At 69.5% G+C, this 22,424-nt stretch carries 22 protein-coding genes; 16 read left to right on the top strand and 6 right to left on the bottom strand.

Going from position 1 to position 22,424, the window contains the following annotated elements; all coding sequences use genetic code 11:
* Nucleotides 1-7: 7 nt before the first annotated feature.
* The 7 genes from KEC56_RS01840 to KEC56_RS01810 all read left to right on the top strand — a co-directional run bounded on the left by KEC56_RS01840 (nt 8) and on the right by KEC56_RS01810 (nt 6,497).
* Nucleotides 8-991, top strand: a complete 984-nt coding sequence (locus KEC56_RS01840) for a DnaJ C-terminal domain-containing protein (protein ID WP_175988545.1) — start codon at nt 8-10, stop codon at nt 989-991.
* Nucleotides 992-1,105: 114 nt separating this feature from the next.
* A complete protein-coding gene (locus tag KEC56_RS01835; protein ID WP_175988543.1) occupies nt 1,106-1,534 on the top strand; it encodes a heat shock protein transcriptional repressor HspR in 429 nt (142 codons plus the stop codon).
* A gap of 109 nt (nt 1,535-1,643) precedes the next feature.
* Nucleotides 1,644-2,309, top strand: a complete 666-nt coding sequence (locus KEC56_RS01830; protein ID WP_175988541.1) for a GntR family transcriptional regulator — start codon at nt 1,644-1,646, stop codon at nt 2,307-2,309.
* Between the two features lie 119 nt (nt 2,310-2,428).
* Nucleotides 2,429-3,394, top strand: coding sequence for a tripartite tricarboxylate transporter substrate binding protein (locus tag KEC56_RS01825; protein ID WP_175988539.1), 966 nt, complete (start codon nt 2,429-2,431; stop codon nt 3,392-3,394).
* 66 nt (nt 3,395-3,460) lie between these two features.
* The gene (locus tag KEC56_RS01820; RefSeq protein ID WP_175988537.1) at nt 3,461-3,988 is read left to right on the top strand and encodes a tripartite tricarboxylate transporter TctB family protein; all 528 of its coding nucleotides are present in this window, start codon (nt 3,461-3,463) and stop codon (nt 3,986-3,988) included.
* Nucleotides 3,985-5,631 (top strand): tripartite tricarboxylate transporter permease, encoded by a 1,647-nt coding sequence (locus KEC56_RS01815; protein ID WP_227529579.1) that lies wholly within the window; start codon nt 3,985-3,987, stop codon nt 5,629-5,631. The genes KEC56_RS01820 and KEC56_RS01815 overlap by 4 nt, the downstream gene beginning before the upstream one ends.
* A complete protein-coding gene (locus KEC56_RS01810) occupies nt 5,628-6,497 on the top strand; it encodes a dihydrodipicolinate synthase family protein (protein WP_227529578.1) in 870 nt (289 codons plus the stop codon). The genes KEC56_RS01815 and KEC56_RS01810 overlap by 4 nt, the downstream gene beginning before the upstream one ends.
* A gap of 125 nt (nt 6,498-6,622) precedes the next feature.
* Here KEC56_RS01810 and KEC56_RS01805 read toward each other — a convergent pair whose 3' ends face one another.
* Entirely contained in the window at nt 6,623-7,651 is a 1,029-nt protein-coding gene (locus tag KEC56_RS01805; protein ID WP_227529577.1) for a lactonase family protein, read from the bottom strand.
* Nucleotides 7,652-7,735: 84 nt separating this feature from the next.
* Between KEC56_RS01805 and KEC56_RS01800 the strand changes: the two genes are divergently transcribed.
* From KEC56_RS01800 to KEC56_RS01790, 3 genes are all read left to right on the top strand, one after another.
* On the top strand, nt 7,736-8,716 hold the full coding sequence (locus KEC56_RS01800) for a LacI family DNA-binding transcriptional regulator (protein WP_227529576.1): 981 nt from the start codon (nt 7,736-7,738) through the stop codon (nt 8,714-8,716).
* Nucleotides 8,717-8,864: 148 nt separating this feature from the next.
* Nucleotides 8,865-10,364 (top strand): FGGY-family carbohydrate kinase, encoded by a 1,500-nt coding sequence (locus tag KEC56_RS01795; protein ID WP_227529575.1) that lies wholly within the window; start codon nt 8,865-8,867, stop codon nt 10,362-10,364.
* A 16-nt stretch (nt 10,365-10,380) separates the two neighbouring features.
* A complete protein-coding gene (locus tag KEC56_RS01790; RefSeq protein WP_227529574.1) occupies nt 10,381-12,012 on the top strand; it encodes a fucose isomerase in 1,632 nt (543 codons plus the stop codon).
* Between the two features lie 93 nt (nt 12,013-12,105).
* Here the strand turns inward: KEC56_RS01790 and KEC56_RS01785 are convergent, their stop codons facing one another.
* Nucleotides 12,106-12,672 carry a TetR/AcrR family transcriptional regulator gene (locus KEC56_RS01785; RefSeq protein WP_227529573.1) on the bottom strand — a complete coding sequence of 189 codons (567 nt, stop codon included), beginning with the start codon at nt 12,670-12,672 and terminating at the stop codon, nt 12,106-12,108.
* 72 nt (nt 12,673-12,744) lie between these two features.
* On the opposite strand from KEC56_RS01785, the gene KEC56_RS01780 reads away from it, so the two are divergent.
* A complete protein-coding gene (locus tag KEC56_RS01780; protein WP_175988570.1) occupies nt 12,745-13,317 on the top strand; it encodes a dihydrofolate reductase family protein in 573 nt (190 codons plus the stop codon).
* Between the two features lie 49 nt (nt 13,318-13,366).
* A complete protein-coding gene (locus KEC56_RS01775) occupies nt 13,367-14,737 on the top strand; it encodes a flavin monoamine oxidase family protein (RefSeq protein ID WP_227529572.1) in 1,371 nt (456 codons plus the stop codon).
* Here the strand turns inward: KEC56_RS01775 and KEC56_RS01770 are convergent.
* Both KEC56_RS01770 and KEC56_RS01765 read right to left on the bottom strand, forming a co-directional pair.
* Complete coding sequence (locus tag KEC56_RS01770) at nt 14,697-15,395, bottom strand: Pr6Pr family membrane protein (protein ID WP_227529571.1); 699 nt, start codon at nt 15,393-15,395, stop codon at nt 14,697-14,699. The genes KEC56_RS01775 and KEC56_RS01770 overlap by 41 nt on opposite strands.
* A gap of 124 nt (nt 15,396-15,519) precedes the next feature.
* Nucleotides 15,520-16,107, bottom strand: a complete 588-nt coding sequence (locus tag KEC56_RS01765; RefSeq protein ID WP_175988504.1) for a hypothetical protein — start codon at nt 16,105-16,107, stop codon at nt 15,520-15,522.
* A gap of 124 nt (nt 16,108-16,231) precedes the next feature.
* Between KEC56_RS01765 and KEC56_RS01760 the strand changes: the two genes are divergently transcribed.
* From KEC56_RS01760 to KEC56_RS01750, 3 genes are read left to right on the top strand one after another with little or no spacing between them, the layout of a single operon-like run.
* Nucleotides 16,232-17,413: a glycosyltransferase gene (locus tag KEC56_RS01760; RefSeq protein WP_175988502.1), complete on the top strand. Its 1,182-nt coding sequence runs from the start codon at nt 16,232-16,234 to the stop codon at nt 17,411-17,413.
* Between the two features lie 4 nt (nt 17,414-17,417).
* On the top strand, nt 17,418-18,617 hold the full coding sequence (locus KEC56_RS01755) for a glycosyltransferase family 4 protein (protein WP_227529570.1): 1,200 nt from the start codon (nt 17,418-17,420) through the stop codon (nt 18,615-18,617).
* Nucleotides 18,614-19,756, top strand: coding sequence for an AI-2E family transporter (locus KEC56_RS01750; protein WP_227529569.1), 1,143 nt, complete (start codon nt 18,614-18,616; stop codon nt 19,754-19,756). Before KEC56_RS01755 ends, KEC56_RS01750 begins: the two co-directional genes overlap by 4 nt.
* A gap of 60 nt (nt 19,757-19,816) precedes the next feature.
* Here the strand turns inward: KEC56_RS01750 and KEC56_RS01745 are convergent, their stop codons facing one another.
* Both KEC56_RS01745 and KEC56_RS01740 read right to left on the bottom strand, forming a co-directional pair.
* Nucleotides 19,817-20,320, bottom strand: coding sequence for a hypothetical protein (locus KEC56_RS01745; protein WP_227529568.1), 504 nt, complete (start codon nt 20,318-20,320; stop codon nt 19,817-19,819).
* A gap of 81 nt (nt 20,321-20,401) precedes the next feature.
* Entirely contained in the window at nt 20,402-21,094 is a 693-nt protein-coding gene (locus KEC56_RS01740) for an NRDE family protein (protein WP_227529567.1), read from the bottom strand.
* A 55-nt stretch (nt 21,095-21,149) separates the two neighbouring features.
* Between KEC56_RS01740 and coaBC the strand changes: the two genes are divergently transcribed.
* Nucleotides 21,150-22,418: a bifunctional phosphopantothenoylcysteine decarboxylase/phosphopantothenate--cysteine ligase CoaBC gene (gene coaBC, locus KEC56_RS01735; RefSeq protein WP_504871043.1), complete on the top strand. Its 1,269-nt coding sequence runs from the start codon at nt 21,150-21,152 to the stop codon at nt 22,416-22,418.
* Nucleotides 22,419-22,424 lie beyond the last annotated feature (6 nt).

Raw genomic sequence — 22,424 nt, 5'->3', positions numbered from 1 at the left:
GTGATCGATGGCCAGTCAGGATTGGTTCGACAAGGACTTCTACAAGACGCTCGGCGTCGCCAAGGATGTCAGCGATTCGGACCTGAAGAAGACGTACCGCAAGCTGGCGCGCAAGTATCACCCCGACTCCAATCAGGGCGACGCTGCGGCCGAGGCGAAGTTCAAGGAGATCAGCGAGGCCTACTCGGTTCTCTCCGATCCGGAGCAGCGTGCGGAATACGACGAGATCCGGGCCATGGGCTCGGGTGCGCGTTTCACCGCCGGCGGCACCGGCGCAGGCGGCTTCGAGGACGTCTTCAGCCGCTTCGGCCAGGGCGGACGCGGCCAGAGCGCGGACTTCGAGGACATCTTCGCGATGTTCAATCAGGGCCAGGGCGGTTCGTTCGGCTCCGGCCGTTTCGGGCAGACGAGCGGCGGGTTCCGCGGGTTCGGCGGCCCGCAGAAGGGCGCCGATGTCACCGCGCGCACGACGCTCGACTTCGCCACGGCCGTGCAGGGCGAGACGATCACCCTGCAGGGCGAAGACGGCAAGCCGTTCAAGGTGAAGATCCCCGCCGGTGTCAAGGACGGGCAGAAGATCCGTCTGCGCGGCCGCGGGCGCCCCTCGCCCGACGGCGGCGAGAACGGCGACATCGTCGTGTCGATCACGGTGCGTCCGCATCCGGTCTTCACCCGTGATGGCCTGAACCTGCGGCTGACCGTTCCGGTGAAGTTCACCGAGGCGACGCTCGGTGCAACGATCGAGGTGCCGACGCTCGGCGGCGATGTCGTCAAGCTGCGCGTCGCACCGGGAACGCCGTCGGGGCGCGTGCTGCGCGTCAAGGGGCGAGGCGTGAAGAGCTCGAAGGGCACGGGAGACCTGCTCGCCGAGCTCCAGGTCGCGGTGCCGGCGCACCTCGACGATGCCGCGCGTTCCGCGCTCGAGGCGTTCGCCGCCGTGGAGCCGAAGGAGAACCCGCGCGCTGAGCTGATGGCCAAGGCGCGCGCGTGATGATGATCGCGCCCGAGATCAGGAGACTCGCCCGAGATCAGGAGGATTCCTCGCGGATGCTCCTGATCTCGGCGCATCTCCTGATCCGAGGCTCGGCGCGAGGAGGCGAGTGCTGTGGTTGACGATGAGGATGCCCCCGTCTTCGCGATCACCGTCGCGGCCGAGCTCGCGGGCATGCATCCGCAGACGCTGCGACAGTACGACCGGATCGGCCTCGTCGTCCCCGGTCGTACGCGCGGAGGATCCCGTCGATACTCGGCACACCACATCGAACAGCTCCGCGAGGTGGCGCGACTCTCCGGCGAGGGCATGAGCCTGCCGGCGATCGCGCGGCTGCTCGATCTGGAGGACGAGGTGCGGATACTGCGTCGCCAGGTTCGCGAACTCGAGGGCGCGCTGCGCGCCGAGCGGCAGAATCGCCCCGGCATGCGCGTCTTCGCCGCCGGCGCGACCGGGGTCGTCCCCGTCACCGGTGGCCGCCGCATCCGCCGTTCGACGGAAGTCGTGCTCTGGCGTCCTGCGCCGCGCGCCGACGAGGACTGACCGAAACAGGTCCTGTCAGCTGATACAGGCCGTGCCACGACCCGTCTCGGGTGGTCGGACCCGTTTCGACGAGCCGTGTATTCTGTTGACAGTCGACAGGGAGGTCACGGTGACCCAGACAGTGAAGCGCGGCGAGTCGCTCGGCGCCCAGATTGCGCGCGTGCTGCGGCACCGGATCGTCCGTGGAGAAATCGCGCCGGGTGAGCGCATCACCGAGGAGGCGCTCGCCGACGAGTTCGCCGTCAGTCGCGGACCCGTGCGCGATGCCCTGACCCAGTTGAGCTTCGAGAAGCTCGTCGAGGTGCAGCGCCCGCGCGGCGTCTACATCGTCGGACTGAGCCGGGACGACGTCGATCAGCTCTACAGCCTGCGCGGCGCACTCGAGCAGCTCGCCCTCTCGCGGGCCATGCGCGTCGAGGATCCGGCGCGCTGGACAGGCATGGCTGCGGCGGTGGGCCGCATGGGAGAAGCGGCGGATGCCGGAGATCACGCCGCCTTCGTGGCGGCAGACCTCGACTTCCACTCGCAGATCTACGCGCTCGCCGACCATCCGCGTCTGGAGGGCGCGTGGAGTCAGTACCTGCCGACCTTCGCGGCACTGCTCGAGGTCACGATCAATCACGACGAGGACCTGCACGAGTCCTCCGGCGATCACGTCAAGCTCATGGACGTCATGCGCAGCGGCAGCACCGAACAGGCCGCGAAGGTGCTCACCGATCATCTCGACGGCGCCCGCGATCGGATGCTCAACGAGCTCGAGCAGCGCCGGTCCTGAGCGGTCGTCCGCCGCCATCGCCGACTGCGCGTTGACTGTTAACAGTAAACACTGCTAGCCTGACGATGCCGCACAGGTCCCTGCCTGTGCGACCCGCCTGCACTCAACGAGGAGCGAAGATGACTACCCAGCGCCTGAAGCGCGTGCTCACCGCAGCCGCAGTCTTCACCACCGCAGCGATCGTGCTGTCCGGCTGCACCAAGGTCGAGGAGGGCGATGCCGCCTCGACCTTCCCCGAGAAGGACATCCGGCTGATCATCCAGGCCAACCCCGGCGGTGGATCCGACCTGTCCTCGCGAGCGCTCGCCACTGAACTCGAGGGCATCCTCGACGTCAGCGTCATCCCCGAGAACATGCCCGGCGCCGCCGGCGCGCTCGCGATGGAGTACGTCGCCGAGCAGGACCCCGACGGCTACGTGATCGGCTTCGGGCCGGTCGAGATCGCGATGCTCAACACCACGCAGGACGCGAACGTCCTGCCCGAGAACTTCGACCTGCTCGGTCAGATCATGCTGGCGCCCGGTGTCATCACGGTCTCGGCATCCAGCGACATCGAGACCCTCGAAGACCTCGTCGAGCAGTCCAAGACGGCTCCCATCACCGTGGCCAACTCCGGTGCCGGGTCGATCTGGGAGGCGGCGAGCATCGCTCTCGGCCAGGAGGCCGGCGGCGAGGTGACCCCCGTCCCGTACGACGGCGGCGCTCCCGCTGTCGCCGCCGCGGCATCCGGTGAGACGGTCGCGGCCGTCTCGGGTCTCGGCGAAGCGCTCTCGCAGGGCAGCGCGGTGCGCATCCTCGCCGTCATGAACGACGAGCGCCACCCTGACGCACCCGATGTGCCCACGGTCGAAGAGGCCATCGGCGCCGACGTCGTCTTCGGCGGCTGGGGCGGCATCTACGCACCCGCAGGCCTGCCCGACGACGTGCACGCGACGCTCGAGGCAGCGATCAAGGAAGCCGTCGAGTCCGACACCTACACGACGTTCCAGGAGGACGCCGGAAACCTCGTCGTCTACCGCGACTCGGCCGAGTTCACCACGTTCGTCGAGGACCAGTTCGCCCTGTTCCAGGAGCTGCTGGGCTGACACCGGTGGGGCCGGCTCGACCGGCCCCACCACCCGACCCGTACCGACCATCGTCCGAGGAAGCACATGTCGACGTCAGAAGTCGCCGAGAGCGACGAGTACCAGGGGGCGACGCCGTCGCGTCCCCTCGAGATCGGGTTCGCGGCCGCCGCCCTCGCATTCACCGCCGGATACCTGGCACTGTCGACGCAGATCGATCTGCGTCGCGAAGCGGCACCCGGACAGATCGACGCACGATTCTGGCCGATGGTCCTCGGCGTCTCCGGCGTCGCCGTCGCCGTCGTCCTGCTGGTCATCGCGATCACGCGCCCGGCGCCGGGGCGCGAGGACATCGAGCGGATGCAGCGCGACGGCGTCATCCGCGTCGGCGCCACGCTCGTGATCGCGGGGGCGTTCATCGCCCTGTGGTCGCTGGGCTCCGTCATCCTGTTCGGCTACCGCATCGAGGTGTTCCCGATCGCGACGGCCCTGCTCATGGCCGCGCTCATGCTCCTGTACGGGCACCGGCGCTGGCTGAGCCTCATCATCTACACCGTGTCCGTGACGGCCTTCGTCTACGTCGTCTTCGGCATGCTCCTGAGGATCCCGCTGTGACTCCGCTGCTGGAGGGGCTGAACTCGCTCCTCGACGTCTCGATGCTGCTCTACGGGGGAGTCGGGCTCGTGCTCGGTTTCATGGTCGGAGCGTTCCCCGGCATCACCGCGACCATGGCCGTCGCGCTCGCCGCAGGATTCACGATGACGCTCGAGCCCGTCCAGGGCCTCGCCGTGCTGCTGACGATCTACGTCGCCGCGAACTTCGGCGATCGCGTGCCGTCGATCCTCATCAACACGCCGGGCACCCCGGCATCCATCGCCACCACTCTCGACGGCTACCCGATGGCCAAGCAGGGGCGCGCCGGACTCGCGCTCACGATGTCCGCGATCGTCTCGGCGATCGGCATCCTCGCCTCGCTTGTGCTCTTCTCGGTCGCCGCCGTGCCGATCGCCAGCTTTGCCCGCGACTACTTCAAGTCGCCCGAGCTGTTCGCGCTCGTCATCTTCGGCATCGCGATCATGATCGGCATCTCGTCGAAGTCGATGCTGAAGGGCATCCTCGCCGGACTCTTCGGGCTCATGCTCGGAACGGTCGGCACGTACGCCGCGACCGCGGACAAGCGCTTCACCTTCGGCGTGCTCGAACTCGTCGAGGGCGTGAACTTCATCGCCGTGATCATCGGGCTCTTCGGCATCGCCGAGCTCTTCGACCAGCTGCTCACCTACCGCAAGAGCAACGTCCGGCCGATCTCGAGCCTGGGCCGCTGGTGGCCGAACCGCTCGGAGCTCAAGCAGAGCGGACGCGCGACGGCCGTCGGCGGCGCGGTCGGACTCGGCGTGGGGCTCATCCCCGCCGCCGGCGGCGACATCGCCGGCCTCATCGGATGGGAGCGCGCCCGCAAGGCCTCGAAGACCCCCGAGCAGTTCGGCAAGGGCTCGATCGAGGGCGTCGCGGCATCCGACACGGCATCCAGCGCGACGCTCGGCGGATCGCTCACGACCACGATGGCGCTCGGCATCCCCGGCGACTCGGTCATGGCCGTGATGATCGGCTCCATGATCATCTGGGGCATCACCCCCGGCCCGACGCTCTTCACGGAGCGCCCCGACCTCGTCGTCTCGATCGTGGGCATCATGCTCGTCGCGACGCTCCTCTCGCTGGCGTTGAGCCTGGTCCGCATGCGCGGCATGGTGAGGCTGCTCGACGTGCCGCAGCCGTACCTGTGGACCGGCATCCTGATCTTCTGCATCATCGGCACGTATGCGACCTCGAACAGCCTCTCGACGGTCGTCACCATGCTCGTCTTCGGAGTCATCGGCGTGCTGCTCAAGCGCATGCAGGTTCCGGCGGGCCCGGTCGTGCTCGGCCTCCTGCTGGGTCCGCTCGCGGAGGAGAACCTCGCTCGCACGCTCGCGATCCTGCCGACGCGGCCGTTCTTCGAGGTCGTCAGCCCCATCGCCATCGTCCTGCTCGTGCTCGCGGTGCTCTCGATCGTCATGCCGGCGATCCGAGCCGCACGCAAGCCCCGCGCCGAGCGGGCATCGTTCGCCGACTCCGTGCTCGACACGGACAGCATCACGCAGATCTCGAAGGCGCACGACGAGCTCGCCGCGAACCCCGACCTGCTCACCTCGACGGTGCGCAGCATCGGCAAGAAGAACATCGCCGAGAAGAAGAGCTCCAAGGAGAAGAAGAAGTGACCCGCTACGACATCCTCACCGCGATCCCCACGGCGTTCCACCGCGATGGGAGCCTGGACGTGGACGGGTCGCGCGCGATCTTCCGGTTCGTGGGGGAGTCGGGCAACGAGGGAGCATTCGTCCTGGGCACGACGGGGGAGTTCCCCTCGGTGGATGTCGCGGAGTTCACCGCCCTCGTCGGCGCAGCCATGGACGAGCTCGCCGACAAGATGCGCGTCATCGTGCACGTCGGGCAGCCCAGCGCGTTCGAGGCCGTGCGCCTCGTCAAGATCGCCCGCGGACTGGGTGCGCGCGAGTTCGCGGCCCTCACCCCCTACTACCTGCGCTCGGCCGATGACGCGGTGTTCGACTACTTCCAGGCGGTGTCGGATGCCGTCGGCGACGGCCGCCTCTACGTCTACATCTACCCGGCGCGCAGCGGCAACCCCGTGACGCCCGAGCTGCTTGCCCGCCTGGCGGAGCTCCCCAACGTGGTCGGCGCGAAGATCAGCGAGCTGTCGCTGGACGACATCGCGGCGTACCGCGCGGTGGTCCCCGCCGACTTCGACCTCTACACCGGCGCCGACCGCGAGCTCATCGCCGCTGTCGAGGTGGGCGCGCAAGGCGTGGTGTCCGGTGTCTCGTCCGTCACGCCGAAGCCGTTCCGTGCGCTGGCGGATGCCGGTCGATCCGGCGACGCATCGGCGATCGCCGCGGCGCAGGCGGACGTCGACGACGTCGTCTCGCTCATCGGCGGCGACATGGCGCGCATGAAGGAGGCGTACCGGGTGCTCGGCGTCACGGACGCGCATTGCCGCATGGCGATCGCCGAGCCGACGGATGCCGAGCGCGAGGCCGTCGCGCAGGTCGTGGCGCGGCACCGCTGAGGCCGGAGCTGTTGCTCTCGAGTTCCTCGCTGTTCCTCTCGAGACGGGGTTTGCTGCACGAAACGAGGGCTGCTGGCTCGGGTCTCATGCCGCAAACTCCGTTTCGTCGTGCGGGATGCCGCGCCTCAGACGAAGCGGACCCAGTTCGCCTTGCGGCCGACCTCCGCGCGGTCCTGAAGCTCGAGGCGGTCGCCGTCGACGGCGTACAGCGACACCGTCGTCGATCGCTCTCCGGCGGCGACGAGGCGGGTGCCGCCGGCGTTCAGTGCGAAGCCCCGCGGTTGCGGTTCGGTGACCGTGAAGCGTGCCGGCGCCGACACCGACCCGTCGGGTGCCACGGGCAACGCGCCGAGCGTGCTCTCCGTCCGTTCGGATGCCCACAGGTGGCGCTCTCCCGCGCCGAAGTGCAGGTCCGCGCCCCAGATGTAATGGTTTTCCATCGGGTCGGCGCCGAACTCGCTGCGGGCGAGGCCCTTCGTGGTGTCAAAGGCCGTGGCCGCCCCCCGGAACTCGAGCCCGCCCGCGGCGGTGTCGCGTGCGTAGTGCAGCACTTCGCCGGAGAACTCGGTGAGCACGTAGACGGCGTCCTCGGCACGGTTCAGCACGAGGTGCCGTGGCCCGCTCCCCGCGGGTGCCGGAACCGTCTCGGGCGACAGCGGCTGCAAGCCCCCGTCGCCGCCGAGCGCGTACTGCGCGATCAGATCGGCCCCGAGTGAGACGAAGTACGCGAACCGTCCGTCGCTGCTGGGCAGCACCGAGTGCAGGTTCGGGAAGTCCACTCGTGCGACCGGGCTGCTGACGACACCGTCGCTCACCGTGCAGCTGATGCCGTACCCGCCGCCGTATGACGCGCCGAGGAGCCGCGTGCCGTCGGCGGTGAGCGCGAGATAGTTCATGCCGCCGTCGGGCAGATCGAGACGGGACTGCGGCGTCAGGCGACCGGTCGCACGATCGAGGGACAGCGTCCGGATGCCGGCAGGGGAGCCCTTCACACCGGCGTAGACGAGGTCACGGGCGGGGTCGACGGCGAACGTGGAGCACCCGTCGAGGCCCTCCGCGGCGGCGAGGCGCTCGAGGCGATCGCCGTCGAGACGGTACGTGACGATGGCGCCGTCCCCGGAGGCGGCGACGAGCACGAGCGGCGAGTCTGTCATGCCTCGATCGTAGGGCCGGCTCGGGCGGAATCGGTTTCAGATACTGTTTCATGACGACGGGTCGCACCGGGGCGGGAGAATCACATGGCCACGATCTACGACGTCGCGGAGTTGGCGCGGGTGTCTCCGGCGACCGTGTCGCGCGTGTTCAATGGGACCAACGTGTCTCCGGAGAAGCTCGCGGCGGTGCGAGCCGCCGCCGAGAAGCTCGACTTCACCCCGAACCGGGCCGCCCGCACGCTGCGCCGACAGAGCTCCGAGGTCATCGCGCTCGTCATCCCCGACATCGAGAACCCGTACTTCACCGAGATGGCCCGCGGCGTCGAGGACGTCGCCTCGGAGGCCGGTTACTCCGTCGTCCTGTGCAATTCGGACGCCCAGGTCGACAAGGAGTCGACGTACTTGCGGATCGCGATCGCTGAGAACATGTCCGGAGTCATCATCGCCACGGCATCCGAGACCTCCGACCTCGACCCGATCCTCGCGACCGGGCGTCCGGTCGTGGCCGTCGACCGCGGCACGGCCTACGACGTCGACGGCGTTGTGATGTCGAACCGGGCCGCCGGAGCCGCCGCCGCTCAGGAGCTCATCCGCGCCGGGTACCGCCGGATCGCTTACATCGGAGGACCGTCCCACATCGACACGGCGGCTGAGCGCGCCGCCGGCTGGCAGGACGCGCTCACGGCGGCGGGTCGCGCTATCGATCCGGAGCTCCAGCGCTTCAGCACCTTCGGCGTGGAGGGCGGACGCGAGGTGATGGCGGAGCTGCTGGCTCTTCCGGAGCCGCCGGACGCCGTCGTCGCCGGCAACAACCTCATCGGAGTCGGAGCCATCCAGGTGCTCACGGAGCACGGGCTCACTCCTCCGGCCGTGGGTGTGGCGGTCATCGGCTCCCTGCCGTTCACGACGCTGTCGCCGAACGCGGTGACCGTGGTGCGACTGCCCGCCCGGCACATGGGAGTGACGGCGGCGCGGATGCTACTCGAACGCATCCGCGGCGACGATCAGCCCGCGCGCATGGTCGTGCTGCGCGGCGAGCTGCGGTCGGCCAGCATCCCGCGCTGAACGCACGCCCGGCTGACGTCGGGGTCGCAGTATGTCGCCATGAGCGTCGGATGACGACGTTCTCCGCGACCTGGACGCGGTCCCGCTTGCGGCGTGAAATCGATTTCGCGTAGTCTGTCATCACAACTCGCGATCGAGGAGGACCGCCATGCGCTGCACCCTGGGCGTCGACGTCGGCACGTCGAGCACGAAGGGCGTCCTGGTCGCTGACGATGGGACGATCGTGGCATCCGCGACCCGTGCGCACGACGTCGTCCGGCCCCGCTCCGGCTGGGTCGAGATGGATGCCGACGTCTGGTGGGACGAGTTCGTCTCGATCGCGCAGGAGCTCGTCTCCGCGATGCCGGATGCCGAGATCGCGGCGGTCGGCGTCAGCGGCATGGGGCCGTGCGTGCTGCTCGCGGATGCCGACGACCGCCCGGTCCGCCCCGCGATCCTCTACGGCGTCGACACCCGCTCCGGCGCCCAGATCGCGCGCATGAACGACGAGCTCGGCCTGGACGAGATCACCCGCATCGGCGGCTCGGCCCTCACCTCCCAGGCCGCCGGCGCGAAGATCGCGTGGGTCGCCGACGAGGAGCCGGATGCCTACGCCGCAGCCGTGCGCCTGTTCATGCCGGCATCCTGGCTCGCCCGCAGGCTCACCGGCGCCTATGTGCTCGACCATCAGTCCGCCAGCCAGACCACACCGCTCTACGACATCGAGAACGAGCGCTGGTACGAGCCCTGGTGGCAGCGCTACGCCTCATCGATCGAGCAGCCGCGCCTCACCTGGGCGGGCGAGATCGCCGGTGAGGTGACGGCCGCGGCGGCCGACGTGACCGGCATCCCGGCAGGCACGCCCGTCATCACCGGCACGATCGACGCGTGGACCGAGGCCGTCAGCGTGGGCGCCCACGAGGCCTCTGACCTCATGCTGATGTACGGCACCACCATGTTCATGGTTTTCACGGACGCAGTGGCGACGGGGGAGGAGACGCTCCGCACCCCGTCGATGTGGACGACCGCGGGCGCGTTCCCCGGCACTCGCAACCTCGCAGGCGGCCTGTCGACGTCGGGCGCGCTCACGGCCTGGTTGAAAGACCTCACCGACGCCGACTACCCGCAACTGCTCGCCGAGGCCGAGGCATCCGGTCCCGGTGCTCGCGGGCTGCTCATGCTGCCGTACTTCGCGGGGGAGCGCACGCCCATCCAGGACCCGGACGCTCGTGGCGTCGTCGCCGGGCTCACCCTGCAGCACACGCGCGGCGACCTCTACCGCGCCGCCCTCGAGGCGACGGCGCTCGGCGTGCGCCACAACGTCGAGACGATGCGCGCCGCCGGTGCGGACATCCGCCGGATCGTCGCGGTCGGCGGCGGCACGCAGGGGCGGCTGTGGATGCAGGTCGTCTCCGACGTCACCGGGCTCGTCCAGGAGGTCCCGGCGACGACGATCGGTGCCAGCTACGGCGCGGCGTTCCTCGCGGCATCCGCCATCGCCGCGGACGGCGAGGCGCCCGTCATCACCGACTGGAACCCGATCGCCGAGACCATCAACCCCGACCCCGACCTCGCCGACTTCTACGACACTCTCTTCGACCGCTACGTGCGGCTGTACGAGGCATCGAAGGACGTCGTCCACGAACTGGCTGCGCAGCAGCGCGACTGACCCCCACGGAGGAACCATGACCTACACCCTTCCCACCCCGGCGACCCGCCCGGCATCCGCACCCAAGACCGCCTACCTGATCACGTCCGGCGACCTGCGCGAGTCGGCGAACACGGCCGGCTGGCCGACCCAGCAGGCCCTTGAAGCCGGGGTCACCGGCGTCTTCGAAGACCTCGGCTGGAGCGTCATCCGTGCCTTCGACGTCGACCCCGAGACCGGCCACGGCTTCATCTCGAGCCAGCGCATGGGCATGGAGGTGTTCAAGAACATCCCGGTGGACACGCCGCTCATCGTCGCGATCGCGAACTGGCAGTACTCGCACCACGTGCTCGCGGGCCTGCGCACGCACGAAGGGCCGATCCTCACCGTCGCGAACTTCGCCGGCGACTGGCCGGGTCTCGTCGGACTCCTCGGGCTCAACGCGGGACTGACCAAGATGGACAAGCCGTACTCGACGACCTGGTCGGTCGACTTCACGGACGACTGGTTCCGCGAGGGGATCAAGGAGTGGACAGAGTCCGGCACCATCACGCACGACTACTCGCACGTGCGCGAGCTGCCCGCGCTGCCGGACTCTCCCGAGAAGGAGCTCGGCGAGGCGCTCGCCGCCCAGCTGCGCGATGAGAAGGCCATCATCGGCGTCTTCGACGAGGGCTGCATGGGCATGTACAACGCGATCTTCGACGACGAGCTGCTCAACCACACCGGCATCTACAAGGAGCGCCTGTCGCAGTCGGCCCTGTACGCCGAGATGCTGAACGTCACCGAGGACGAGGCCGACGCCGCCTACGACTGGCTGATCGATCACGGCATGACGTTCAAGTACGGCGAGGACGGCGCCACCGAACTCACCCGCGAGCAGGTGCAGTGGCAGATGAAGATGTACATCGCAGCCCTGCGCATCGCCGACGACTTCGGGCTGGACGCCGTCGGAATCCAGTACCAGCAGGGTCTCAAGGATCTCGTGCCGGCATCCGACCTCGCCGAAGGCATCCTGAACTCGACCGAGCGTCCTCCGGTGACCTCGCGCGACGGCTCGCGCATCCTGCACGAGGGCCGCGCGTTCCCGCACTTCAACGAAGCGGATGAGGGTGTCGCGGTCGACGCGCTCGTCACCGACCGCGTCTGGCGTGCGATGGGTCTCGTGCCCGACAACACGCTGCACGATGTGCGCTGGGGCGAGGACTACGACGGCCGGTTCGTGTGGGCGTACGAGATCTCGGGCTCCGTTCCCGCCTCGCACCTCGGCGGCTGGGACAAGGCCGAGGGCTGGCGCCAGGGTCACGTGTTCTTCCCGGCCGGCGGTGCCACGATCAACGGCGTCTCCAAGCCCGGGGAGGTCGTGCTCTCGCGCGTCTTCATCGCCGACGGCATCCTGCAGGCGGACATCTTCCGCGCCTCGGTCGTCGAACTGCCCGAGGAGGAGACCCAGCGCCGCCACGAGGCGACCAACCCGGAATGGCCGATCGCCCACGTCGTGCTCCACGGCGTCTCGCGCGACCAGTTCATGGCTCGTCACAAGGCGAACCACGCGCAGCTCGTCTACGCCCCGGATGCCGAGACCGCTGACAAGGCCCTGATCGCCAAGGCCGCGATGTTCGACGGCATGGGCATCAAGGTCAACCTGATCGGTGACGTCGCAATCTGAGGTCGCCCCTGCCGGGACAGGCCCTGCCGCGCCGAACAGGTCGTGGCAGGGCCTGTCTCGTGCTACAAGGCCTGTCTCACGCGCGAGGGAGGGCTACGGCAGCAGACCCGCCACCAGCGCATCCACGATCTCGTCCGTCGTCGTGTCAGGGTCGATCGGTCGCGTCAGCCGATCGAGGATCAGCCCGTCGATCGCGTAGTGGAACAGGGCGATCTCTCGGCGGCTGCCCGGGAGCCCGGCCCCTTCGTTGAACGCGACGTCCGCGTCGAAGCCCTCGCGCTGCCAGGCGCTGAGGGATGCCGCGAGTTCAGGATGCCGCGCCGCCTCGAGACGGAGCTCGAGCAGCGCGAGCGTCACCTCGCGCTGCTCGAGAAGCCGTCGGACGATGTCGCGGACGTAGTCGGCGAACAGCTCCCGCGTCGGGGGAGCGGATGCCCGCGCGGCGAGGTCCTCGTCGGTGGGCGCGAGCCGCGTGCCGATCCGTTCGAAGATCCCGGAGATGAGCTTCTCGCGGCTGCGGAAGTAGTTGGATGTCGTGCCGATCGGCACTCCCGCCGCAGCGTCGATCGCGCGATGCGTCAGGCCGCGCGAGCCCTCGGCGGCGAGCACGGCGATGCCGACGTCCGCGAGCAGGTTCCGCCGCGCCTCGTTCTTCGCCATACCTTGACCCTAGCGCAACCACTGCACCTGTTGTAGTCTCTCAATCACTGCACCTGTGGTGATTGGAAGATGATGCGAGAACTCACTTACTACGTGGCCGTCAGCATCGACGGCTACATCGCGGGGCCCGACGGCGAGTTCGACCGCTTCCTGGTCGAAGGTGATCATGCTGCGCCCATCTGGGCGCGGTACGGCGGCACGGCTCCGACCGCGCTGGCCGAAGCCGCCGGTCTCCCGGTCGAGGGCGGCCCCTTCGACACGGTCCTCATGGGCTGGAACACCTACGCCGTCGGCCTGCCGCAGCTCCCGAGCCCGTACCAGCATCTTCGGCAGATCGTCTTCACGCGCGGGCACGAGGCGCCGGCCGGGGCGGAGGATGTCGAGTTCACCGATCGCGACCCCGTCGAGGTCGTGCGTGAGCTCAAGGCCGAGGAGGGCTCTGGCATCTGGCTGTGCGGAGGGGGTGCTCTCGCCGCGGTTCTGCGCGACGAGATCGACCGGCTGGCGCTCAAGCGGAACCCGGTCGTGTTCGGTGACGGCATCCCGCTCTTCGCTCGCAGCTCGTACGCACCCGAGGCGTTCCGCCCGACAGCCGTGACCGCGTTCGACTCGGGGGTCGTGCTCGCCGAGTACGCCCGGGGCTGAGAGCGCACGGAGCACATCGACGCGAGCAGGTAGTCTGGCGCGGGTGAGGATGACGCGTCGCGAACTGCTGGTCGGCGCCGGTGCCGGAGCGCTCGGCGTGCTGCTCGTGTCGTGTTTCCCGGAGCCCGCCCCGACGCCCACGACGACGCGCACGCCGTCCCCACTGCCCACCACCGCCGTTCCCGCACCGGCGGCGAGTCTGCGCAGCACGTGGGCGAGCGACCCGTTCTCCCGCGGCGCCGTCAGCTACACGCGCATCGGCGTGCAGGGCGGCGTGCGCGACCAACTGGCCGCACCGGTCGAGGATCGCGTGTTCTTCGCCGGCGAGGCGACGGATGTCGACGCCCCGGGCACGATCCTCGGGGCGATCCGTTCCGGGGGGAGCGTCGCGATGCGCGTGCGCGCAGCGGCCGAACCGGGTGAGCGGATCGCCGTGATCGGCGCCGGCCTCGCCGGAGCCGCCGTTGCCGCGAAACTCAAGGATGCCGACCTCGAGGTCACCGTCTTCGAAGCCCGCGACACCGTCGGCGGGCGAACGCCGTCGCGCTCCGACGACGCCTGGGGGATGCCGGTTCAGCTCGGTGGCTGGTTGCTGCCCGCGCTCGCCGAGGGCGAGGACCCCGCGCGCGAAGAGCTCGACCTCCCCGAGACGGCAGACCTGCCATCCGCCCTGTGGCGCACCCCCGAAGCCGACCTCGAGGCCGTCGACGACGCCCCGCTCGCCGCCGCCATCACCGCCGCCGCCACCGGACCGACCGATGTCTCCCTCGCCGAGGCGCTCACCGCCGCCGGTGCCGACCTCGAGGATCCGAGCCTCGCGGCTCTCCTCACCTATCTCGCGACGACCGCGGGTGCGGATGCCGACGCCCTCTCCTCCTGGTTCCCGCCCGCCCTGCCGTCCGCTGCGCGCCGTGCCGTGATCGGCGACTTCGAGGAGCTGATCCGGGAGCAGCTCTCGGACGCCCAGCTCACGCTGTCGAGCCCCGTGACGCGCATCGCCTACGACGACGCCGGCGTCAGCCTGAGGCTGGGCACCGGCGAATCCACCTCATTCGACCGCGTCGTCGTCACCGCCCCGCTCGGGGTCCTGCAGAACGAGCGGATCGAGTTCTCCCCGCCGTTGCCGTTCGCGCACCGCGGCGCGATCAACGCGCTCGGCATGGGGCACATCGAGAGCATCTGGCTGCGCTACGACGAGCCGTTCTGGGATACCGAGGCCACGCTCTGGCATCTGGCCGGGGGTGATGACGACCAGCCAGTACGCACCTGGATCAACCTGCAGCCCGTCACCGGCGACAGCATCCTCGTCGGCATCCTCGGCGGAACCGCCGCTGAAAAGTTCGCCGAGCTCGACGAACGCGACGCGCTCGTCGCGGCTCTCACGTCGCTGTCGCCGTTCCTGCCTTCCGAGACCGACTGAGCTTCCCCTCGCGCCGCGACGCCGCACGATCGACCTTCGCCGGGCTGATCCTGCTGATCAGCGCGAGCACGGTCGCGATGAGGGCGAACATCGCCAGGGCGAGACCGCTGGTCACGGCGAACTCCCCGAAACCGCTCACCTGGCGGAGATCCAGGAAGTAGTACGGGTACCAGCCGATCTGCGGCCCGCGCCACATCGTCACCCCGCCCCACGCCAGCGGGAACAGCAGGCAGCCCGGCACGATCCACCACGTGACCGCCCGATGACCGGGCGTGAGAGTCCAGACGATCGCCGTGAACGCCGGCAGCCAGAAGTGCAGCACCTGATCCGACCACGGCACATCCACCCGGATGCCGCGCAGCCCCGCCTGCCAGACGATCAGCGCGAACGCGATCCCGGCGGTGATGGTCCAGGTCAGCACCAGAGAGAGCGCGACGCTGAACCAGCGCGGATCGTTCGCCCGGCGCAACGCCACCACACCCCCGAAGACCAGCACGACGACGAGGGCGATGTTCGATTCCACGGTCAGGTAGGCGAGGAAGTTGCGCCCGGCGATGGTCTGCGAGCTCAAGCCCCAGAACAGACGGTGCACCAGTGCGATCAGGCAGACAGCAGCCGTCAGCAGGCGCAGCATGCCGAATGCGACCCGTGAACTCACCGCCTCGCGCACTCCTTCCCGACGCGTGGGAACGTCATCCCGCGAGTCTACGGAGTGGGCCGAACGGCGGCGAACGCGACGTTCGGCTCGGCCGGTGACAGCGCGGACGGACCTCGTCTCGCGCTCAGGCGGGCGGGAGGCGCAGGACGTCGGGGGACTCCCCGCCGGTGAGGTCGTCGGCGATCCGGATGCTGCGCGCGAGGTCGTCGAGGGCGGGGATGAGGGTCCCGAACCGCTCGCGATCCCCACCGACGGCCGTGAGTGTGATCAGGTGGCTGCCCGTATCCCACGTGTACGTCGCGAACGGCGGCTGACCGGGCTGCGTCGGGAACGACATGACGAGCTTCTCGCCGGCGCCGAGCGGTGTGGTGAAGGTCTCGGTGTCGTCGTACTCGATCGGCATCATGGCGCGGGCTCGGCGCACGTCATTCGTGAGCTCCTGCGTGTTCGCCATCGCCACGACGAGCTCGGGGTCGGCCTTCCACGTCCAGACGAGCACACGGCCGTCCGCCCGCTTCATCATCGCGGGCGCGAACTGGCTGATCAGCCACGCTCCGGCGCCGGCGGCGCGGGGGAGAGGAGTCTGGCCGCGCTGCAGGGCCTGGCCCATCAGCATCTTGATCGCGGCCTTGCGGTGGCGTCGCCCCTTCCAGCCGAACGAGTCGGTGACGGGGATCCAGAGCTGCGGGTCTGCGGAGCTGGTGAGGCGCATGCTCACACGGTACCTGCGCCGGCTGTGGGCGGGCCCGGCGGGGGAGCCGGGCCTGCTCAGACCCCTCGGGTAGAGTGGCCAGCGCCCTGATCCGGGCTCCCGCGTAACCGAAGGCTGCATATTCGTGACCTCCCCTGACGCCCCGCTGAAGATCCTCATCGGCTGCGACACCTTCGCTCCCGACATCAACGGGGCCGCACGGTTCGCTGAGCGCCTGGCTGCCGGCCTCGTGCAACGAGGGCACGACGTGCACGTCGTCGCCCCGAACCAGAAGTACCGTCGCACGGCCCCTGCGACCGAGGTCATCGAGGGCGAGCCGATGACGCTGCACCGCCTGCCGTCCGTGCGCTGGGCTCCGCACGACTGGCTGCGCTTCGTGTGGCCGTGGCGCTCCAAGCACTACGCCCGCAAGGTGCTCGACCGTGTGAAACCCGACGTCGTGCACATCCAGTCGCACATCGTGATCGGCCGCGGCCTGTCGCGCATCGCGCACCAGCGCGGCATCCCGGTCATCGCCACCAACCACGTGATGGCCGAGAACATCCTCGATCACACCACGATGCCGAAGTTCATCGACGACATCGTGCTGAAGCTCGCCTGGGCTGACGCCAAGCGCACGTTCGACCTGACCCGTGCGATCACGACGCCGACCCGCCGCGCCGCCGACTTCCTCGAGCGCACGGTCGAGGTGAAGGACGTCATCCCGGTCAGCTGCGGCATCGACCGCACCCAGTACACCGCGGTCAAGGGACCCCGCGAGAAGAACCGGATGGTCTTCGTGGGGCGCCTCACCGCCGAGAAGCAGGTCGAGGTCATCCTCGATGCCATGACCAAGCTCGATCCGGCTCTCGACGTCAGCTTCGACATCGTCGGCGGCGGCGATCAGCGCAAGAGCCTCGAGCGTCTCACCGGCGAACTCGGTCTCGCGGATCGCGTAACCTTCCACGGTCGCACCACCGACGAGCAGCTGCGCGCGCTCCTCACCCGCGCGAGCCTGTTCGTGATCGCCTCGATCGCCGAGCTGCAGTCCATCGCGACCATGGAGGCGATGGCATCCGGGCTCCCGATCGTCGCCGCCGACGCCGTCGCCCTGCCGCACCTGGTCCACCACGGTGAGAACGGGTACCTGTTCGAACCGGGCAACGCTGACGAGCTCGCCGCGCGGCTGACCGATGTGTTCACGGCCGAGCCCGCGGAGTACGAGCGGATGCAGCAGGTATCCCTCGACGGCGTGATCGTGCACGACATCAACCGCACCCTCGACACGTTCGAGGCGCTGTACCGCGACCAGCCGCTGCCGAAGTAGCCGCATGCACATCGTCTTCTTCGGCGATCAGCACCTCGCATCCCTCGGCGGCGCGCAGGTGTCGATGCGGCTGCAGAAGCAGTACCTCGAGCGCGCCGGCCACACCGTGACCGCGGTGGCCCCCCGGATGCACGGCACAGGCCGTCCGTCCGACCACGATTACGTCGACCTGCCCTCCGTCCCGATCACCGGCGACCGCGAGTACTCGATGTCGTGGCCGGGCCGCCGCACCGACCGCTTCCTCGATCGTGCGCTGGCGTCGCGGCCGCCGGTCGACCTCGTGCACGTGCAGGCCGACTTCTGGGGCGCGTTCATCGGCCACCGATTCGCGCATCGTCACGGCATCCCCGTCGTCCACACCATGCACAACCGAGTCGACGTCGGCATGGCCGCGGTCACGCCGCTGCACCGCCAGGTGCTCGCGGTGCTCAACCTCTGGCGCCGGCGGACGATGCGCGGCATCGGGACGCCCGTCACGGGACGGGACGGCTGGGCGTTCCTGCGCGGCATCGCCCAGGAATCGAGCGCCGTCACCGCCCCGTCGGGGCATTTCGCGCGTCGCCTCGAGCAGCACGAGGTGTTCCCGAAGGTCGATGTCGTCTGGAACGGGATCGACGACGATCTGCGCACCGAGGTGCTCGCCGACGTGCCCGAGGGTCGCGCCCCGGGTCGCCCCCGCTTCGTATGGCTCGGGCGCATGAGCCCGGAGAAGCGCCTCCTGCCGTTCCTCGAGGCGGTCGTCGAGTCGCGAGTGGATGCCGAGATCGAGGTCATCGGCGGCGGCGGTCAACTGCGCGCCGCGCAGCGCATCGCCCGTGGTCATTCCGGCATCCGCTTCGCCGGTCGCCTGCCCTACGCCGAGACGCTCGCGCGGATGGCGGCGGCGGATGCCGTGGTGCAGACCTCGATCGGATTCGAGACGCAGGGCATGACGCCCTTCGAAGCCGCGACTCTCGGCACGCCCACCGTCGTCAGCGACCCCGACATCGCCGCCGAGCTGCGCGGCGGACTGTGGTCGGTGCCCGACGCGTCGGTGGCCGCGCTCGCCGACACGCTGAACCGCGCAGCCTCCGACATCCGCTCCGGCACCGCACCGATTCCCGACCGCGAGGTCGCCGCGGCCTTCCGGCAGTCGTCGCGGACCGCCGCGATGATCGAGATCTACGAACGCGTGCTGGCCGCCGACGATTCGCTGAGCCGATGAGCTCCGACCCGCAGGTCCGCCCCGAGCCGTCCTCCGACCGCGGACTCTCCTCGAGTCTGCGCGTGCTCCTGACGCTCGCGGCGGCGGTGATCGTGATCGCCGGGCTCTCCTTCGCGCGCGAGGTCGTCGGGCCGATCGCGCTGGCGATCGTGATCGTCGTGATCTGCGAGCCCGTGCGGATGCCGCTGATGCGCCGGGGGATGCCGTCGTGGCTGGGGTCGACGGTCGTGATCGCGCTGGCCTACGTGATCCTGCTGGCGATGGGCGCGCTGCTCTGGTTCGCGGGCAATCAGTTCGCCCGACTGATCGTCGATCTCACCTCTGACGGGCAGGTCGCCCGCCAGCTCGACGTCTTCGTCACCTGGCTCGACGACGTCGGGTTCGGGCAGGAGGCGACGGATGCCGTCACCTCGCTGCTCGCCCCCGCCAACCTTCTGCGGGTGGGGCAGAGCGTCGGCGGTACCGTGATCGCCGTGGCGACAGCCCTGTTCTTCGTGTTCGCGTACATCATCTTCATGGCGGTGGACGCCGCCCGCTACCGCCACGCGCCCGCGGTCTTCGGCGCGACGCGGAGCCACGTGATCGGCCGGATCACCGTCCTCAACCGCGGCATCCGGCGCTACTACGTCGTCAACGCCGCGTTCGGAGCGATCGTGGCGATCATCGACGGGCTGGCGCTGTGGTGGATGGGCGTCCCCGCCCCGATCGTGTGGGCGATCCTCGCGTTCGTGACGAACTTCATCCCGAACATCGGGTTCATCCTCGGGCTCGTCCCGCCGGCGATCCTCGCCTATGCGGTCGGCGACTGGCCGCTCCTGCTCGGCGTGATCGCCGTGTACTGCGTCGCCAACGTGGTACTGCAGGTGCTGGTGCAGCCGAAGTTCGTCAGCGACGCCGTGGACCTGAGCCTCACGCTGAGCTTCTTCTCGGTGATCTTCTGGACCTTCGTGATCGGTCCGCTCGGGGCCATCCTCTCGATCCCGCTGACACTGCTCGTCCGCGCCATCGTGCTCGAGGGCAACCCCGATGCGCTGTGGCTGCGGTGGGTGAGCGGCGACCGGACGGCCGTGCCGCCTCCGCCCGAGCCCGAGCCGGTTCTCGTGCGCCGCCGGCGGCGCCGATGGATCTGGCAGCGCTGACGTCGAGGATGCGCTGATGCCGGCGGTGCCGGGTCAGCCGGCTCTCAGAAGTAGAGACTCTCAGAAGTAGAGGAACGACCCGACGACAGTCGAGAGCCAGCCGAACAGGATGCTGATGATCTGGGCGATGCCGATCCCGACGGCGATCCCCGCGGCGGCGTGCGGGGCATCGACGCGGCGGATCCCGATGAGCCCGAGGATCAGCGCGGCCACCGCCGCACCGAGCGCGAGCAGGGACCCGATCCCGTTCGCGATGCTGTAGGCGCCGAACATGCTGTAGTCGGCCGTCCGGATGAGCACCTGCACCAGGATGCTGGTGACCAGCGAGATCGCCAGCGCGACGAAGCCGAGGATGAGGCCGGTGCGCCCCGCGGGGTTCGCGTTCGAACCCGATGGGGCGCTCTGCATGCTCTGTCCGTTCAGCACGTACCCTGTTGCGGGTTGCCGTGGCGCGGCGTGCTGCGCGGACGGCGGCTGCGCCGGGTGGTGCAGCTGATCGGGGAAGCTCTGCTGCTGCATCTGCGGAACGTACGGCGGAACCTGCGGCTGCTGGGGATCGCTCATGGGGCCGAGCCTATCCGCGGGCGTGTGCCCTGCGGTAGGTGCGGGAGCGGGCAGGACTGCCCTGCGCGACCGTGCTTGGCTTCAGCCCCAGTGGCCGGGCGCGGTGAGGTTCGACTCCTCGATCTCGACGCCATGGTGTCCGATGTCGGCGACGCAGTACAGGAGCGACTGCGTCGGGTAGCCGTGGGGGCGGTTGTCGCGGATGATCGCGGCGTCGTCGGTGGGGTCGAGTTCGGCGGATGCCGCCAGCAGGGCGGTCCAGCGCTCCTGCCACCCGTCGGCGCGGGCGGGGCGCTGACGGAACTCGGGCAACCACCGGGCGATCCGGGCGGTGGCTGGGTCGTCGAGCTCGTCATGCGCGATCATGTGCACGCCGGTAGGCACGGGAGTCTCGGTGAGGGTCTGCCCATCCCACGACAGCACGCGCGCAGCGTCCGGTCCGACCTCGACCAGATTGAATCCGTGCATCGGCAGCGGTGCCTCGGGCGAGCGGCCGGCCACGGATTCCAGAGCGAGGCTGCCGCGGCTGCGCACCCCGCCCTCCGGCAGATCGAGCACGTCGGCGCGATTGAGCAGGACGGCCAGCCGATGGGCGTCCCGGTCGATCGCGAGCCATGCGCCGCCGGCCCGACGATCACGGATGCCGATGACGCCGGGATACTGCTGCGGCCACCACGGGCCGAGCGAGTCCCATTCGCGCTCCGGGTCCTCGTCCCGCACGGCGAGCAGACGGGAGCCGCCGGGTTCGGCGACATCGATCACGACCGTGCACACGCAGTTCAGCCTACTCACCGTTCAGGTAACGCAAATGGCCCTATCCGAACTGCGGATGCGGTCATTTGCGTTACTTGAGGGTCGACAGGAGGGCAGAATCGAAGCCATGAACATCGTCGTCGGAGTCACGGGCGGCATCGCCGCGTACAAGACGGTGCAGCTCGTGCGGCTGCTGATCAAGGCGGGGCACGAGGTGACGGTCGTTCCCACCGAGGACGCCCTGCGCTTCGTCGGGCTTCCGACCTGGGAGGCGATCAGCCGCAACACCGTCACCACCAGTGTCCACGACGACGTCGAGCGCGTGCGGCATGTCGCTCTCGGTCAGGCCGCCGACCTCGTGATCGTGGCTCCCGCCACGGCCAACACGATCGCCAAGATGGCCGCGGGCCTCGCCGACGACCTCCTGGGCACGACCCTGCTCGCAACGACCGCTCCGGTCACGATCGCCCCGGCCATGCACACCGAGATGTGGCGGCACCCGTCCACGCAGGCGAACATCGCCACACTGCGCGAGCGCGGCGTGCACATCCTCGGGCCCGGCGACGGCGAGCTCACCGGTGGAGACTCGGGGCCGGGGCGGATGCTCGAGCCCGAAGAGATCTTCGAGCACGCCCTCGCCCTCCTCGCGCCGCAGGATCTCGCCGGCCGGGCGGTCGTCGTCTCGGCCGGCGGCACCCGCGAGCCGATCGACCCGGTGCGCTTCCTCGGCAACCGCTCCAGTGGCCGGCAGGGTGCCGCGCTCGCGGCAGAGGCGGCGGCTCGCGGAGCGCAGGTCGTGCTCGTCGCCGCGAACATCTCCGCCGACGTGCTCGTCGTCGCGCGGCATCCGCAGGTCGAGGTCCGGCCGGTCGGCACGGCCGCCGAGCTCGGTGACGCGATGCGGGATGCCGCGGCATCCGCCGATGTCGTCATCATGGCCGCCGCCGTCGCCGACTACCGACCGGCCGCCGCGGCAGACCAGAAGCTGACCAAGGAGGATGGCGTCCTCGACCGCATCGACCTCGTCGAGAACGAGGACGTCGTCGCGGGCCTCGCCGCCGCACGCCGCCCCGACCAGATCGTCGTCGCGTTCGCAGCCGAGACCCTGGCCGATCCGGATGCGCGCCGCGAGCGTGCCCGGCGCAAGCGCGACCGCAAGGGCGTCGACCTGCTGGTCGTCAACCGTGCCGACGCCGAGCACGGTTTCGAGAACGCCCACAACGCGGTCGAGGTCGTCGGGGACGGCGGTTCGATCGTCGCGGAAGGGTCGGGATCCAAACGCGATGTCGCTTCCCTGATCTGGGACGCTGTGTTAAACTTGAGTCAACAACGCTCAACTTTATGAGGATCA

Origin of the sequence: Microbacterium tenebrionis, from assembly GCF_020682665.1 — a bacterium.
In the GTDB taxonomy this organism is placed as follows: Bacteria; Actinomycetota; Actinomycetes; order Actinomycetales; family Microbacteriaceae; genus Microbacterium; species Microbacterium tenebrionis.
This window is presented reverse-complemented; position numbering and strand designations above follow the sequence as displayed.